The 14135-nt window shown below is 68.9% G+C and carries 15 protein-coding genes; 8 read left to right on the top strand and 7 right to left on the bottom strand.

Going from position 1 to position 14135, the window contains the following annotated elements; translation table 11 throughout:
• Positions 1–19: 19 nt before the first annotated feature.
• From FAB82_RS08360 to FAB82_RS08350, 3 genes are all read left to right on the top strand, one after another.
• Positions 20–904, top strand: a complete 885-nt coding sequence (locus tag FAB82_RS08360; protein WP_136534091.1) for a hypothetical protein — start codon at positions 20–22, stop codon at positions 902–904.
• A gap of 78 nt (positions 905–982) precedes the next feature.
• Complete coding sequence (locus tag FAB82_RS08355) at positions 983–1255, top strand: DUF2277 domain-containing protein (RefSeq protein WP_136534090.1); 273 nt, start codon at positions 983–985, stop codon at positions 1253–1255.
• 22 nt (positions 1256–1277) lie between these two features.
• Positions 1278–1661 carry a hypothetical protein gene (locus tag FAB82_RS08350; protein WP_136534089.1) on the top strand — a complete coding sequence of 128 codons (384 nt, stop codon included), beginning with the start codon at positions 1278–1280 and terminating at the stop codon, positions 1659–1661.
• Positions 1662–1687: 26 nt separating this feature from the next.
• Here FAB82_RS08350 and FAB82_RS08345 read toward each other — a convergent pair whose 3' ends face one another.
• The 3 genes from FAB82_RS08345 to cynS all read right to left on the bottom strand — a co-directional run bounded on the left by FAB82_RS08345 (position 1688) and on the right by cynS (position 3762).
• Entirely contained in the window at positions 1688–2527 is an 840-nt protein-coding gene (locus tag FAB82_RS08345; protein ID WP_136534088.1) for a class I SAM-dependent methyltransferase, read from the bottom strand.
• Positions 2524–3201, bottom strand: a complete 678-nt coding sequence (locus FAB82_RS08340; protein WP_136534087.1) for a TetR/AcrR family transcriptional regulator — start codon at positions 3199–3201, stop codon at positions 2524–2526. The genes FAB82_RS08345 and FAB82_RS08340 overlap by 4 nt, the downstream gene beginning before the upstream one ends.
• A 111-nt stretch (positions 3202–3312) precedes the next feature.
• Complete coding sequence (gene cynS, locus FAB82_RS08335; RefSeq protein ID WP_136534086.1) at positions 3313–3762, bottom strand: cyanase; 450 nt, start codon at positions 3760–3762, stop codon at positions 3313–3315.
• A 296-nt stretch (positions 3763–4058) separates the two neighbouring features.
• Here cynS and FAB82_RS08330 point away from each other — a divergent pair, with 296 nt between their 5' ends.
• A complete protein-coding gene (locus FAB82_RS08330) occupies positions 4059–4922 on the top strand; it encodes a formate/nitrite transporter family protein (protein ID WP_136534085.1) in 864 nt (287 codons plus the stop codon).
• A 22-nt stretch (positions 4923–4944) separates the two neighbouring features.
• Here the strand turns inward: FAB82_RS08330 and FAB82_RS26980 are convergent, their stop codons facing one another.
• The 4 genes from FAB82_RS26980 to FAB82_RS08320 all read right to left on the bottom strand — a co-directional run bounded on the left by FAB82_RS26980 (position 4945) and on the right by FAB82_RS08320 (position 7784).
• Positions 4945–5109, bottom strand: coding sequence for a hypothetical protein (locus FAB82_RS26980; protein ID WP_168801496.1), 165 nt, complete (start codon positions 5107–5109; stop codon positions 4945–4947).
• Positions 5110–5200: 91 nt separating this feature from the next.
• On the bottom strand, positions 5201–6028 hold the full coding sequence (locus FAB82_RS08325) for a SigB/SigF/SigG family RNA polymerase sigma factor (RefSeq protein ID WP_136534084.1): 828 nt from the start codon (positions 6026–6028) through the stop codon (positions 5201–5203).
• Between the two features lie 260 nt (positions 6029–6288).
• Positions 6289–6453, bottom strand: coding sequence for a hypothetical protein (locus FAB82_RS26975; RefSeq protein WP_168801495.1), 165 nt, complete (start codon positions 6451–6453; stop codon positions 6289–6291).
• A gap of 92 nt (positions 6454–6545) precedes the next feature.
• Positions 6546–7784 carry an MFS transporter gene (locus FAB82_RS08320; RefSeq protein WP_136534083.1) on the bottom strand — a complete coding sequence of 413 codons (1239 nt, stop codon included), beginning with the start codon at positions 7782–7784 and terminating at the stop codon, positions 6546–6548.
• 381 nt (positions 7785–8165) lie between these two features.
• Here FAB82_RS08320 and FAB82_RS08315 point away from each other — a divergent pair, with 381 nt between their 5' ends.
• From FAB82_RS08315 to FAB82_RS08300, 4 genes are all read left to right on the top strand, one after another.
• Positions 8166–8903 carry a hypothetical protein gene (locus FAB82_RS08315; RefSeq protein ID WP_136534082.1) on the top strand — a complete coding sequence of 246 codons (738 nt, stop codon included), beginning with the start codon at positions 8166–8168 and terminating at the stop codon, positions 8901–8903.
• Positions 8900–10279: a DNA polymerase Y subunit UmuC family protein gene (locus FAB82_RS08310; RefSeq protein WP_136534081.1), complete on the top strand. Its 1380-nt coding sequence runs from the start codon at positions 8900–8902 to the stop codon at positions 10277–10279. The genes FAB82_RS08315 and FAB82_RS08310 overlap by 4 nt, the downstream gene beginning before the upstream one ends.
• Positions 10272–13433 (top strand): error-prone DNA polymerase, encoded by a 3162-nt coding sequence (locus tag FAB82_RS08305; RefSeq protein WP_136534080.1) that lies wholly within the window; start codon positions 10272–10274, stop codon positions 13431–13433. The genes FAB82_RS08310 and FAB82_RS08305 overlap by 8 nt, the downstream gene beginning before the upstream one ends.
• A gap of 136 nt (positions 13434–13569) precedes the next feature.
• On the top strand, positions 13570–13989 hold the full coding sequence (locus FAB82_RS08300) for a VOC family protein (protein WP_136534079.1): 420 nt from the start codon (positions 13570–13572) through the stop codon (positions 13987–13989).
• Positions 13990–14135 lie beyond the last annotated feature (146 nt).

Here is a 14135-nt window from a genome sequence, read left to right as displayed (position 1 = left end):
CGAGACGGATGCGCAGTAAATGGATACGAACAAACTTGTCAGCATTGTCTTCACGGTCCTGTGCGTGGGCGGCTTCGTCGCCCTGATGATCGCGGCGATCTGGAAGGTGTCGCGGCAGAAGCGGGCCAATAAGCCGATCCTGAAGCAGCAGGGCGCACTGCTGCCGCAGTGGGCGGGCCGGCACGGCTTCACCTATGCGGCCCAGGACGACCGGGCACTCGGCATCAGCTCGCGACCACCCCTCGGCGAGATGACCACGGCTACCGAGAAGCAGGGCGGCGTCCACACCCTTCATTGGGCCCAGGTGTCGGCCACCTTCGAGAACATCAAGGCGCCCGAATGGGTCAGGGCCGAGCACGTGATGAACGGCAGCGTCGGAGGCCGGCAGGCCGTGGTGTTCCAGTACCACCTGCGGCCAGAGCCCGGAGACGACGATGTCGACGGCGTCGTCGGCCTCATCATGCACTTGCTCGTCGGTCGCCACATTCAGCGCAAGATGCAGGACGTCGACGAGGTCTTCCGGACCGTGGTGGCCGTCCGGCTCCCGGGGTCCACTCCCTTCCTGGCCGTCGCGCCGAAACCGCCGGGGAGCAAGCTGGTCGAGGGACGGGGCCTGCGCGACATGAAGCTGGAGCACCACGGGTTCAATGAGAAGTTCCTCGTCCACTCCCAGCTCGACCGGTTCAGCCTCGACGTGCTGCACTCGCAGACCATCGAGTGGATGATGGGCGAACCGCTGCTCCAGGACTCGGGCTTCCTCAACCGCGTCGGCTTCGTCGTAGACAACGGCTGGTGCTACCTCATGGGCATGAGCGCGCTCGACGCCGGCCGGCTCGACGCGCAGCTGGCGCTGGTGGAGCAGTTCGTCTCCCGCATCCCCCGCCACGTCTGGGCGGGAAACTGAGCGCAGGCCCGGGGCCGAGCGCCGCCGCCCCGCCGCATCAGGTGTCGGTGGCGGCCGGCGTCGTGCGACGCTAGAGGCATGTGTCGCAGCATTCGAACCCTGTTCAACCTCGAGCCGCCCGCCACCAGCGACGAAGTCGCCGCGGCGGCGCTCCAATACGTCCGCAAGCTCAGCGGGTCCACGCGGCCATCGCAGGCCAACCAGGAAGCCTTCGACAAAGCGGTTGCCGCCGTCGCCGCCGCATCCCAGGAATTGCTCGACTCCCTGGTGACCACGGCGCCCCCGCGAGACCGGGAGGTCGAAGCGGCCAAGGCGAAGGCGCGCGCGGCCGAACGCTTCGGAAACGGCTGAGCCGTCGCCGAGGCGCAAGCTCGTGACGGCGTTCCTCCTGGTGGTGTCGAACGACCCGGAACTGTTCGGCAAGGCACGTCGCGCTCTCGCCGGCGACGGGCGTTTCCGAGTGAGCGCCGACCTGATCCACTGCGACGGGACCGATGCGCCGTTGACGAATCTCTACGCCGTCGAAGTGGCTTCGGCCGAGTGGGAGGACTGGTCGCCGACCGGCGGGGCCGCGGCCGCCGTGCCCGCGCCGCCGTTCGCCGCGAACCTGCTGCTCGAATGCCGTTCACCGGAGTGGGCGGCCGAAGTCGGCAGGCTCATCGCGGCGACTGTGGACGAGGCGGTCTGGCTGATCGACTCCGCTGACGTCGTCTGGCCTGCCGGTGAAGTGGAGGCGTCCCGCCTGGCCCTCGATTGAGGATGTCGCCGCCCCATCGACTCCGCTCAGAATCGGTAGCGGACGATCCAGACGCCGCGGCGCGCTTGCCCTCGCCATTTGGCGAAGACCCGGGCGAGGAGCCGGTAGGCGAGGTTCAGCCGGTCGCGTTCGGGAGCGGCGTCGCCGAACTGTTCGTCGATGAAGGTCAGCGCGGGATTGAGCGCGACGATCTCCTTGGGATCGGCGATGCCGAAACCGCGGAAGTCCTCCGGCATGCCGACCACCTTGGTGAAGCGGCCGTTCATGCGGGCGGTGAACTTCGTGTAGGCGTTGAAGACGAGCAGCCCTTCGGCGAAGTGGTCGGTGATGCGGCCCAGCACTTGCCGGTTCTCCTCCTCTGACAGGAAGCCGAGCACGCCGTCCGCGACGATGACGGCGGGCCGGTCCGCCGGGATCGTCTCGGTCCACGAGGGATCGAGCAGCGAGACGCCGACCGAATGGGCGCGGTCGGGCGGGGGCATGAGCGCGTCGCGCAGCTCGATGACCTCGGGGAAGTCGACGTCGTACCAGTCGACATCGCGCCAGATCGGGTCGTCCCGTGACGTGAGCCGGGAGCGGCGCGTCTCCAGTCCGCAGCCGAGCTCGACCACGACGGCACCCGAGTGGCCGCGGACGAAGGACTCCACGGCGCGGTCGAGCATCGCGCTGCGGATGGCGACGGCCTCCGGGACCCCGGAGGTGAGCTTCACCGTGCCCAGGTCGTAGTCGATCCCGCCGGCGAGTTCGGCCGCCTTGGTGTCGCCGAGGAGCGGGCGCGACCTGGCGCCGTCCACGACGCGGCCGTTCAGCGTGATGAGCAGCGTCTTCTGCAACGGCGTGAGGTGGTCGATGGTCAGCGATTTCATCGGGGTTCTCCGTTCGGGTCGTCGTAGGCGTTCGCGGATTCCCTGATCCGCTCCGCGGTCGAGGAGGTCGCGAACTCGCCCATCGCGGCGTAGAGGTCGAGCATCGCCTTGCCGATCCTGGTGGTGTTGGCGCGATCGAGCGGGTCGAACTCGAAGCGGCGGGCGAGATGGCCGTGGAGTACGACCGTGCCGCTGTGCATGGCCGCCATGACCGCCGCCGCCTCCCTGGCGGCGGTCGATCCGGCGGGGAACCGATCCGGCCAGGTTTCGCTGAGGAACGCCTCGGCCCCCGCTGCGAGCTGGTCGAACACCGTTGCCGCCGCGGGCGAGTCGTCGACGAGCGCGCGGGCGAGATAGCGGAGCAGGGGGCCGCTGGTCTCGTACAGGTCTGCCATGAAGCCCGGTTCCCCGAGCGTTCCGTCCGCGGCGCTGCGCGTGAGGCGATGGCGGAACGCCTCGACGACGAACGCGTCGCAGGCCTCCCGCAGCGCGTCCTTGGAGCCGAAGTGGTGCTGCACCAAGCCGAGTGAGACGCCGGCGGCTTCGGCGATGCCGCGCATGGTCGCGCCCTTGAAGCCGTGCTCGGCGAACTGCGTCAGCGCCGCGTCCCTGACTCTGGCGCGGGCCGTCAGGTCCGACTCGGGGCGCTCACCTGCGGTGAAATCAGAAGACATGCCAACGACAATACAATTGTATTGTTCACAAGTCAAATGTACTGCCGGAGGGTGCGAAATTGCCGCCCTCCGGACTCGGAAGGCGGCTACTCCACTGCGGCCTGCGCGCTGCTACCAGCGGTAGTCGAGGAACTTGCCGTCGAAGGTCACCACCACGCGGTCGCCGTCCGGGTCGGGGCGGCGGGCGATGTCGACCTTGAAGTTGATGGCGCTCATGATGCCGTCGCCGAACTCCTCGTGAATGAGCTCCTTGAGGGCCGGGCCGTACACCGAGATCGCCTCCACGAAGCGGTAGATCGTCGGGTCGCTCATCAGCTCCTCGTCGACGCCGCGGGCGGGCTGGAGTCGCAGGCTTTCGGCGACGGTCTCGTCAAGTTCGAGGAGGCCGCACACCTTGCGGGCCTGCTCGTCCGACATCGGGTGCTGGCCGAGCAGTGCCGCGGTCGCCCACACCAGCGGGGCGTCGAGGACGTCGGCGATCTGCTGCCAGGACAGGCCGAGCCGGATCTTGGCGGAGACGACCAGGTCGGCGGCTTCGGACTTGCTCATAATGGGAGTCAACGCGCGCTCCTTCAAAGGGGACGACAATGCCCCCAAATTAGCGGTATGCCGAAGTGATAGGCCACCTTGGAGCGGAACGAATCTGACTCTTCATGGCCGCGATACACGCGCTGATGAGAGGGCCGCGATCTCCCGGTTCACGAAACCAGACTGAAACTGTGCGCCAGGCGTGACATGCCGCTGTTCCGGGCGCAACCTCGCCGCAATTCGGCTTGGTCAGACTCCACCGAGGTGTCGGACAGGCCAACGGATGTCCGCCGACGTCCGTGAACGGCCCCCGATGAAGGAGCGACCCCTTGTCCTATGTGAAACCAGCCGAATTCGCCGCCAAGATGATCGACGCCGGCGAGGACAAGGTCTTCATGTCCACGCGCGACACCGTCATCCGAGCCTATATGGCCGGTGCCATCCTGGCATTGGCGGCGGCGTTCGCGGTCACCGTCACCGTGAACACGGGCCAGCCCCTGCTCGGGGCCCTCCTGTTCCCGGTCGGGTTCTGCATGCTGTACCTGCTCGGGTTCGACCTGCTCACCGGGGTGTTCACCCTGGTGCCGCTCGCCTGGATCGACAAGCGGCCGGGCGTGGGCCTCGTCTCGGTCCTGCGCAACTGGGGCCTGGTCTTCGTCGGCAACTTCGCGGGCGCGCTGACCGTCGCGCTCATGATGGCGATCGTCGTCACCTTCGGATTCGCGGTGGATCCCAACGAGGTCGGCCAGGCTCTCGGCACGATCGGCGAGAGCCGGACGGTCGGCTACGCCGAGCACGGCGCTGCCGGCATGCTGACCCTGTTCATCCGCGGCGTGCTGTGCAACTGGATGGTCTCGACCGGCGTGGTGGCCGCGATGATGTCGACCTCGGTGCCCGGCAAGGTCATCGGCATGTGGATGCCCGTCATGGTCTTCTTCTACATGGGCTTCGAGCACTCGATCGTGAACATGTTCCTGTTCCCCTCGGGCCTCATGCTCGGCGGCGACTTCTCGATCGGGGACTACCTGATCTGGAACGAGATCCCCACGGTGATCGGCAACCTGGTCGGCGGTCTGACCTTCGTCGGTCTCACGCTGTACGCCACCCACGCCCGCACCGGCTCGACCCGCGCCCGCCCGATCGAGATCGCGGTCCCGAGCGGGCGGGAGAAGGTCGGCGCCGGCATCAAGTAGCGCCGCGGTCGGAATCGGCGGGTCAGGCCGTGTTGCGGCCCGCCCGGCGCCGGATGAGTCCGAAGACGATGGTGCCGATGAAAAGCGTGATGCCGACGGCGGCCAGCCAGAGCAGACCTTCAATGGCGAAGCCGATGATCGCGAGCACCACCCAGGCGACGATCAGAATCCAGAGAACTGTCCACATACTAAGATCGTACGCCTCCTATCTGGCAAAAGATCTAAATCAGGACAAGTAGTGAGCTGTCCTCGGATTCGGCGAGTTCCCTCGTGTGGGACTACCGACGTCCGCCCACCACGTCTTCGGAGCGCTCCGGCACGTCTACGAGTTCGTGGTGGAGGTCGTTGAGGATGTGGTTGAGCAACCGCGAGACCTGCATCTGGGAGATGCCCACTTTCCGGGCGATCTGGGATTGGGTCATCTCGCCGAAAAATCGCAGGGCGAGGATCACGCGTGCCCGTTGCGGCAGGTCCTGGAGCAGCAGCACGAGCGTTTCATGGTTCTCCACGGACTCCAGTGCGGCGTCCTCGCAGCCCATGGTCTCCGACAGCGGGGCGCGGTCCTCGTGCCCGGACGGCGGTTCGTCGATCGAGACCGCGAGATAGGCCTGGCGGGCCTCGAAGCCCTCCTGGACTTCGCGTTCTGAGATGTCGAGGTACTCGGCCAGCTCGGCGTCGGTCGGCGGCCGGCTCCGGCGGTGTGCGAGTTCGGCGCTTGCCTGGTTGAGCGACAGGCGCAGCTCCTGGAGGCGGCGCGGCACCCGCATCGGCCATGCGGAGTCGCGGAAATGCCGTTTGACTTCGCCCATGACCGTCGGGACGGCGAAGGAGAGGAAGGCCGCACCGTTGCGGGGGTCGAACCGGTCGATCGCATGGATCAGGCCGACGGAGGCGACCTGAACCAGGTCCTCTTTCGCGATGCCCTTGCCGGAGAACCGCTGTGCGATGTGCTGGGCCAGCGGCAGATATCCGGTGACGAGGCGGTCCCTGATCACCGACCGCTTCGGGTCGTACGGCTCGAGTTGCGCCAGATCTTCTAACAACGGCCTGAGGTGCGCGTACTCGTCGGGCTCGGATCGTCGCGAATGTGCGCTTGTATCGATCATGAACTCATCGTCCTCTGTTTTCACTGCCGTTACCAGGGGGCGTAGGGCCCTGGTGGGCAGGGGGTCCAAGACCCCGGGGTCGGGTGTACGCCGAAGCGAGAGCATCTTCCAGTCCTCATTGGCACGGCCGGGCGCCGCACCGGGGAACGCATTGGGCACTGGCATCGAGTTCGCGGGTGATTGGGACTCGTCGAGCCTCGGCCGATGGCGCCCGCTGAGGTTCCTCGCGCAATTGCGACATCGGCAGGCGCTGGTCTGAGTCAGAATGCGGCCTCGATCGTCGGCGCCGCGAATGCGGTAAGGGCGAAGGCGGCGGCCAAGGCCGCGAGGCTCAGTCCTCGGGTGCGGCGGGATCCAAGCGGCAGTGCTGCGATGACCAGCAGCACGATCGCGATCAGGTAGAAGAGGGCTTGAAACGTAGCCATTTCGGACTCCCTATGGGGCGGATGACCGATGTAATACCCGGGCTGGTCGCGGCGCAAACGCTGATTGTGGAGCGTGGGCTCATAAATACGGCCTAGCTCGCGCTCGACATCGCCGCCTGCGCCTCGCTGTCCTCCCATTCGCGGAGGCTGCGGATCGAGATGAGGCAGAGCACCGCGGCGGCGGCGAAGACCGCGCCGGCGATCGCGAACGGTATCCGGTAGCCGAGGCCGGAGGCGAGCAGTCCACCCGCGCCCGCTCCGAGAGCGAGGCCGATCAGGCCGACAAAGCCGTCCAGCGACCCGACCCGTCCCATCATCGCGGTGGGGGTGGCCCGCTGGCGTATCGAGGTGGCCATGATGTTCCAGACGACCGCGTGCCCGATATAGGCGGCCAGCGCGATCGCCACGACGACAATGTTCGTCGTCAGCGAGATGACGGCGAAAGTAGCGGCGCCGGTGGCGAGTGCCGCGACCATGGACCACCCGTAGCCGATCCGCTTGCGCAGCCTGGTCGCGATGAAGCTGCCCAGCAGTCCTCCCAGGGCGGAGAACGCGAGCAGCAGGCCGTAGCCGGTCCCGTCGAGGCCCAGCTCCTCTTGTGCGTAGAGGACGAGGTAGGAGAACGGGATCATGTAGGCGACACAGGTGATGCCGCCGAGGGCGATGAGCAGTCGCACGACGCGGTGCCGCATGGCCCACACGGCGCCTTCGCGGATGTCGGCGCGGATGCTGCGGGGAGGCTCGTCCGTCGTGTCCCGGGCGATGGCGTAGGTGCCGCGCAGCCGCCAGAAGGCGTAGCCCGCTACCAGGAAGGCGACGGCGTTGAGTCCCACGGGGGCGAAGGCGGCCATGGCGAACAGGAGCCCGCCCAGCGGCGGGCCGACGAACTCATCGATGACCAGCTGCGTCCCGGCGATCTGTGAGTTCGCCTTGTCGAGTCCCTCCGGGGGTACCGCCTGGGGTAGGACGGCGCGCGCAGCGCCGTCCGCCAGGGTCTCGATGACGCCGATCACGGCGTAGACGGCGTACAGCACCGCGATCGATGCGGCGTCCAGGACCACGAGGGCCGTGAGGGCGGCGAACATCCCGGCACGGGAGAAGTTCGCGAAGTACAGCAGTCGGCGCCGGTCAACGCGGTCGATGAGCACGCCGGTGCCGAGCACCGAGAGGATGCGCGACAGCGAGTACGCGACCGCCAGGCCGGCGATCGCGAGCGGGCTGTCCGTGGTCGTCGTCGCCAGCAGCGGCAGCGCGATGAACGTGATGCCGTCGGCCAGGTTCGCCGACGCGTTGCCGAACCAGATCCGGCGGTAGTCGGCTCCGAGTCTCATCTGTGCCGCTCCTTGCTCCGACGTGCGCTCCGGGAGGCCTCGGCGGCCGGGGTGTCATGCGCCTCGACACCGTATCCCGACCATGGCTCAGCAGTCGATTGAGTTTCAGCGCAAGCCGCCACGTTCGAGGACGGCATCTGCCTGCCCGGGTACCTGCTGATCGGTGACGACTCGGGCGGGGCCCGCACGATCGGTGTCTCGGGTAGCCGCGGCTCATATCCGCTCAACGAACGCAAACCCGGCAGATACGCCGGGGCTGACTGGTTTGCGCCATGATGCCGTGCCCACGAGATTTATCGAACACTTGTTTTGGCTTGAGTTCGCCCCGTGGTTCTGTATGTTGATCTTGATACATACGTTCGACACGGTACGGGGGTTCTGGTGGCGACAGGCGTAGCGGCCGCATTGGCCGCTGAACTCGGCCTGCGTTCGGCGGCGGAGCTGCGCCCGGCGACCGCCGAACCGGACGGCTTCACCCGGCCCGCGGCGATCGGTCCCGCAAGGAACATTCTGCCGGTCACCCCTGACATTGCCGCGCTCCTGCCCCTCGGCGGGCTCCATTCCGTGACCGCAATCACGGCTTCAAGCCGCGGGGCGACCTCGCTGCTGTGGCGGCTGCTGGCCGGGCCGACCAGGGCCGGGGCCTGGTGCGCCGTGGTCGGGCTGCCGGGCCGATACCCGCTGGCGGCCGCCGCGGCCGGGGTCGACCTCGGCCGGATCGCGCTCGTCGACGCCTCCGGGCCGTGCATCGCCGACGCAGCCGGGGCCCTTGCCGAGGGTGTCGCCGCCATGGTCGTCCCCAGCGACGGGCTCACCCCGGCGCAGGCCAGGCGGCTCACCGCCCGGGCCCGCCGGAGCGGCACCGTGATCGTGTGGTGGGAGACCCGGCCCGTGGCCGGGCCCGACGCGCGCCTCGACGTGGCCCGCGCCCGCTGGCGGGGCCTGCGCGAGAACGCCGGGAGGCGTTGGGGCGCGGGGAGGCTCAACGCCTGCGAACTGGAGGTCGCGGCCCGCTGGCGCTCGGGCGGCGGCAGGCGGGCCCGGATCTGGCCCTACGGCGGCGAACCGGGCCGGAACGTCGTCGACCTGCGGGAGCACCGACTGGGGGAGTACCAGTGAGCGCCACCGTGACCCGTGCGATGGCCCGGACCCTGGTGGCGCGGCTGCCGGACTGGGACAGGGACGACGTCGCCGCCTTCGCGCCCGTCCTGGACGCCCTCGACCTCCTCACCCCGTACGTCGAAGTGCTCGAACCGGGGGCCGTCGCCGTCCCGCTGCGCCCCGGCGCGGGCGACGAAGCGGCCTTCTGCGAGACCCTCATCGACACCATCAGCGCGCTCACCGACCAGGACTGCGTCACCGGCGTCGCCGACGGACTCTTCGCGGCGGTGCTGGCCGCTCGCGAGGGCCGCCTCGTCCCCGCCGGCGGCGACGCCGCGTTCCTCGCCGGACACCCCATCGATGCGCTCACGGCCACCGGCCTGGTTGAAGCCGAGGTGTGCGAGACCTTGCGACACTTGGGCATCGAGACGCTGGGGGCGTTCGTGGCACTGCCGGGCCAGGCGGTGGCCGAACGATTCGGACCCCTCGCACGCCGCGCCCAGCACCTCGCGGCCGGGCGGCTCGCACGCCCGCTCACGCCGCGCCCGGCAGACCCCGACCTCACCGTGGCCGAAACCCCCGATGACCCCTACGGGACGATCGAGCAGGCCGTCTTCGCCGCCCGACCCCTCGCCGAGCGGCTCAAGACCGTTCTCGACGAACGCAACCTCACCTGCACCCGCCTCACCATCACCGCCCGCACCGTCTCCGGGCTGATACGGGAGCGGACCTGGCAGGTCGACCCCTCCGCATCGACCGCGGACCTGGCCCGCCGGGTCCGCTGGCAACTCGAAGGCTGGGGCATCGCGGCCCGGGGCGCCGCCACGGAAGGCGAGGACGGCGTCGCCGTCCTCGCGCTCGCCCCCGGCGGACTCATCGGGCTCCTCGAAGCCGGAAAAGGCCTATGGGACGCCAAGAACGCCACCACCGCCCGCGCCGAAGCCGCGCTCCGCCACACCCAGACCCTGCTCGGCCCCGAAGCCGTCCGCGTCGCCACGGCCACTGACGGCCGCGACCTGACCGAGCGCGCGGTCGAGACCGCATGGGAGGTCGAAGCCCCGCCGCCCCCGGCCTCGGGGCCGTGGCCCGGGGCCCTGCCCGACCCGCCCCCGGCATTCATCGGCGACGACAAGCCCGTCACGGTCCTGGACGTGGCCGGAGCACCGGTCACCGTCGCGGCCCGCGGCGACCTCTCCGCCACACCGGCGCTGGTGGTTTCGGGCGGCAAGCAGACCCGCGTCGTCGCGTGGGCCGGGCCGTGGCCGGTGCATGAGCGGTGGTGGAGCGAGGAGTCGCGCCGCTATGCCCGCCTCCAGGTCGAACTCGCCGACGGCAGCGCCGCGCTCCTGGCCTGCGAAGGCGGTCAGTGGAAGGCGGTCGGCTGGTATGACTGAATACGCCGAACTGCACTGCCACTCCCACTACTCGTTCGCCGACGGCGCCGACGCCCCCGCCGCGCTGGCGGCCGAAGCGAACCGGCTGGGCCTGGCCGGGCTCGCGATCACCGACCACGACGGGCTCTACGCGGTCTCGCAGTTCGCCCAAGCCGCGGTCAGCCTCCCCACGGTCTTCGGCGCCGAATTGAACCTCGGGATGCGAAAGGCGCGCAGGGGACAGTCCGACCCGGGCGGGCGGCACCTGGTCGTCCTCGCCCGCGACCCGGCCGGATACCGGCGGCTTTCCCGCGCGATCACCGAGGCCAAACTCGCCACCGGGGAGAAGGACCTGCCCCGCTACCGGATCGAGAAACTCGCCGAACTGGCCGGAGGACACTGGCAGGTGCTCACCGGCTGCCGCAAGGGCCCCCTCAATACCGCCCTGGACGCGGGCGGTCCTGAAGCGGCGGAACGGGAACTGCGCGAACTGGCCGAATGGTTCGGCCCGGGCAACGTCGCGGTCGAACTCACCTGCCACGATCTGCCCGGCGACGCCGAGCGGATCGAAGCGCTCGCCGCCGTCGCCCGCCGCTGCGGCGCACCGATCGTCGCCACGAACAACGTCCACTACGCCTCGCCCGGCCGCGCCAGGGCCGCCGCGGCGCTGGCGGCGATCCGAGCCCGGCGGACCCTCGACGAGGCCGACCCGTACCTGCCCGCGAACGCCGGGGCGCACCTGCGCAGCGGCGACGAGATGCTGCTGCGCTTCGCCGACTTCCCCGAGGCGGTCGAGCGGTCCGCCGCCATCGCCGCCGATTGCGCCTTCAACTTGAAGCTGCTGGACCCGCAGCTCCCGCGCTTCCCCGTCGGACGGCGCTACGACGACTTCTCCTACCTGGCCCAGCGAGTCGTCGCGGGAGCGCGGGAGCTCTACGGCGAACCCGCCACCGAGCGCGTCCCCGGCGCCTGGACCCAGCTCGAGCGGGAGCTGCGCATCATCAAGGCGCTGAAGTTCGAGGGCTACTTCCTCATCGTCGCCGACATCGTCGACTTCTGCCGTACCAACGACATCTACTGCCAGGGAAGAGGATCGGCGGCCAACAGCGCCGTCTGCTACGCCCTTGGCATCACCAAAGTGGACGCGGTGGCGTACGGGATGCTGTTCGAGCGGTTCCTCTCCGCCGACCGGGACGGCCCGCCCGACATTGACCTGGACATCGAATCCGGTCGCCGGGAGGAAGTCATCCAGTACGTCTACGGCAAGTACGGCCGGGACCGGGCGGCCCTGGTGGCCAATGTGGTCACCTACCGTCCCCGTTCGGCGGTCCGCGACGCCGCCAAGGCCCTCGGCTACGGGCACGACCAGGCCGTCGCCTGGTCGAAGCGCCTCCACCGCTGGAGCGCCCTCGACCCCGATGAGGCCGCCGGGCTCCCGGCCGACGTCCAAACGCTCGCGGCCGAACTGACGCGCATGCCGCAACACCTGGGCATCCACCCCGGCGGCATGGTCCTCACCGAGCAGCCGGTGTCCGAGATCGTTCCGGTCGAACCGGCCCGCATGAAAGACCGCACCGTCCTCCAGTGGGACAAAGAGGACTGCGCCGATGCCGGGCTCGTCAAGTTCGACCTGCTCGGGCTGGGCATGCTGGAGGCGCTGCACCGCATGGTCGACCTGGTCGAGGACTTCCACGGCGAGCGGACCGACCTGGCCCTGCTCGACCTCGATGACGCGAACGTCTACGAGATGCTGTGCCGCGCCGACACCGTCGGGGTCTTCCAGGTCGAATCGCGGGCCCAGATGGCGACCCTCCCGCGCCTGCGGCCGGAGAACTTCTACGACCTCGTCGTCGAGGTCGCCCTCATCCGTCCCGGCCCGATCCAGGGCGGCTCGGTCCACCCCTACCTGCGGCGCCGGCACGGCGAACCGTGGGAGCACCTGGTCCCCGAACGTCTCAAGAAGACACTGGAGCGGACCCTCGGCGTTCCACTCTTCCAAGAGCAGCTCATGCAGATCGCGATCGACGCCGCCGGCTTCGACGGCGGCGAGGCCGACCGACTGCGAAGAGCCATGGGCGCCAAACGCTCAGAGGAGCGCATGGAGGAACTGAAGGCGCGCCTGTACGCGGGCATGGCCGAACGCGACATCACCGGCGCCGGGGCCGACCAGATCTACGAGCAGCTGAAGGCCTTCGCCGACTTCGGCTTCCCCGAATCGCACGCCATGAGCTTCGCCCACCTCGTCTACTCCTCGGCCTGGCTGAAGTGCCACTACCCGGCCGCGTTCTACGCCGGGCTCCTCGCCAGCCAGCCGATGGGCTTCTACTCTCCGGCCAGCCTCATCGCCGACGCCCAGCGCCACGGCATCCGCATCCTGCCCCCGGACGTCAATGCCAGCAAAGAGGTGGCCGCCCTCATCGAGGAGACGGCCACCCCCGAGCCCCCAGTCCTGGCCCCCGCCGGAATCCGTCTCGGGCTCGACAACGTCAAAGGCCTCGGCTCCACCGCCGCGCAGCACATCGTAGCGGCCCGGGAACTGAACGGCCCCTTCCAGGACCTCCCCGACCTGGCCCGCCGCACCGGCCTCGACCAGACCCGCCTCGAAAAACTCGCCATCGCCGGGGCCCTCGACAGCCTCGAACCCGACCGGCGAAAAGCACTGTGGACCGCCGGAATGGTGGACGAGCGCCCCGACACCATCCCCGGAACCGGCCCGGCTGCCCCGCCCCCGACCCTCCCACTCATGAGCGCCGCCGAACTCGCCCGCGCCGACTACACCGGCCTCGGGCTCTCCGTCGAGACCCACCCGATGGAGCTGGTACGTGCCGCGCTCGACGCCGACGGCGTCATCCCCCACGCCCGGCTCCCGCACATCGCCGACGGCGAACGCATCGAAGTCGCCGGGATCGTCACCCACCGCCAACGTCCCTCCACCGCCAAGGGCGTCACCTTCCTCAGCCTCGAAGACGAGACCGGCATCGCCAACATCGTCTGCTCCCAAGGACTCTGGAAACGCTGGCAGCACACCGCCACCATCGCGAAGGCCATGCGCATCCGAGGCACCGTCGAACACGCCAAAGACGCCATCCCCGGCACCATGCCCATGCTCGTGGCCGACAAACTCACCGCCCTCGACCTGCTCACCCAGACAGCCGCCTCCAGAGATTTCCGATAACCAGGCGATATGTCCGATTATGGAGTGTTCATGCCGGCGGCTGGGGTTCGGTTTGGGTACCGTGACGGCAGACGAGGGCCCCGTGCCTGCTCGGCAGGCACATTCGCGAGTTCGGTGTTCGCATAGGAGCGACCCCATGGAGATTCAGTTCATCGCCAGCGTGTCCGTAATCGCCGCCGACCCGCCGGCGAGCCGTAAGCTCTTCGTCGACGCGCTGGGGCTCCCGCTGCGCAAGCACGAGGGAGACGAGTACTACTCCAGCGAGAACATCGCCGGCAGCAAGCACTTCGGCGTTTGGCCGCTCTCGCAGGCCGCTCAGGCGTGCTTCGGAACCACGGCATGGCCGACCGACCGAACGATCCCGCAGGCATCCATTGAGTTTGAGGTCGCAGGCGAGGCGGCCGTCGCGGACGCGGGCAGGGAACTCCAGGAGCACGGGTTTCCACTGCTGCATCCGGCCCGCACCGAACCATGGGGTCAGACGATCGCGCGAGTCCTGAGTGAGGAAGGGCTGATCATCGGGGTGTCCTACGCACCATGGCTGCACGACAAGTGACGATGGCCGAGATCGTGTGCCGTCTCGCCTGGCAGTTGAGGCCTCCGGCCGGAGAACGTCGCCGTTCGACGGATACGACCGGAGGCTTTCAGCGATTCCTGAATTCGCCCTAGAGGCCTTCCATTTTCACTGGGAATTTCAGGATG

The organism is Glycomyces buryatensis, from assembly GCF_004912275.1.
In the GTDB taxonomy this organism is placed as follows: Bacteria; Actinomycetota; Actinomycetes; order Mycobacteriales; family Micromonosporaceae; genus Glycomyces; species Glycomyces buryatensis.
This window is presented reverse-complemented; position numbering and strand designations above follow the sequence as displayed.

Excerpts from the sequence above, each read along its gene's own strand:
- FAB82_RS26975 (WP_168801495.1), bottom strand. The coding sequence starts at position 6,453 with ATGGCTACGTTTCAAGCCCTCTTCTACCTGATCGCGATCGTGCTGCTG.
- FAB82_RS08355 (WP_136534090.1), top strand. The coding sequence starts at position 983 with ATGTGTCGCAGCATTCGAACCCTGTTCAACCTCGAGCCGCCCGCCACC.
- FAB82_RS08345 (WP_136534088.1), bottom strand. The coding sequence starts at position 2,527 with ATGAAATCGCTGACCATCGACCACCTCACGCCGTTGCAGAAGACGCTG.
- FAB82_RS08360 (WP_136534091.1), top strand. The coding sequence starts at position 20 with ATGGATACGAACAAACTTGTCAGCATTGTCTTCACGGTCCTGTGCGTG.
- FAB82_RS08340 (WP_136534087.1), bottom strand. The coding sequence starts at position 3,201 with ATGTCTTCTGATTTCACCGCAGGTGAGCGCCCCGAGTCGGACCTGACG.
- FAB82_RS08325 (WP_136534084.1), bottom strand. The coding sequence starts at position 6,028 with ATGATCGATACAAGCGCACATTCGCGACGATCCGAGCCCGACGAGTAC.
- FAB82_RS26980 (WP_168801496.1), bottom strand. The coding sequence starts at position 5,109 with ATGTGGACAGTTCTCTGGATTCTGATCGTCGCCTGGGTGGTGCTCGCG.
- FAB82_RS08305 (WP_136534080.1), top strand. The coding sequence starts at position 10,272 with ATGACTGAATACGCCGAACTGCACTGCCACTCCCACTACTCGTTCGCC.
- FAB82_RS08300 (WP_136534079.1), top strand. The coding sequence starts at position 13,570 with ATGGAGATTCAGTTCATCGCCAGCGTGTCCGTAATCGCCGCCGACCCG.
- FAB82_RS08320 (WP_136534083.1), bottom strand. The coding sequence starts at position 7,784 with ATGAGACTCGGAGCCGACTACCGCCGGATCTGGTTCGGCAACGCGTCG.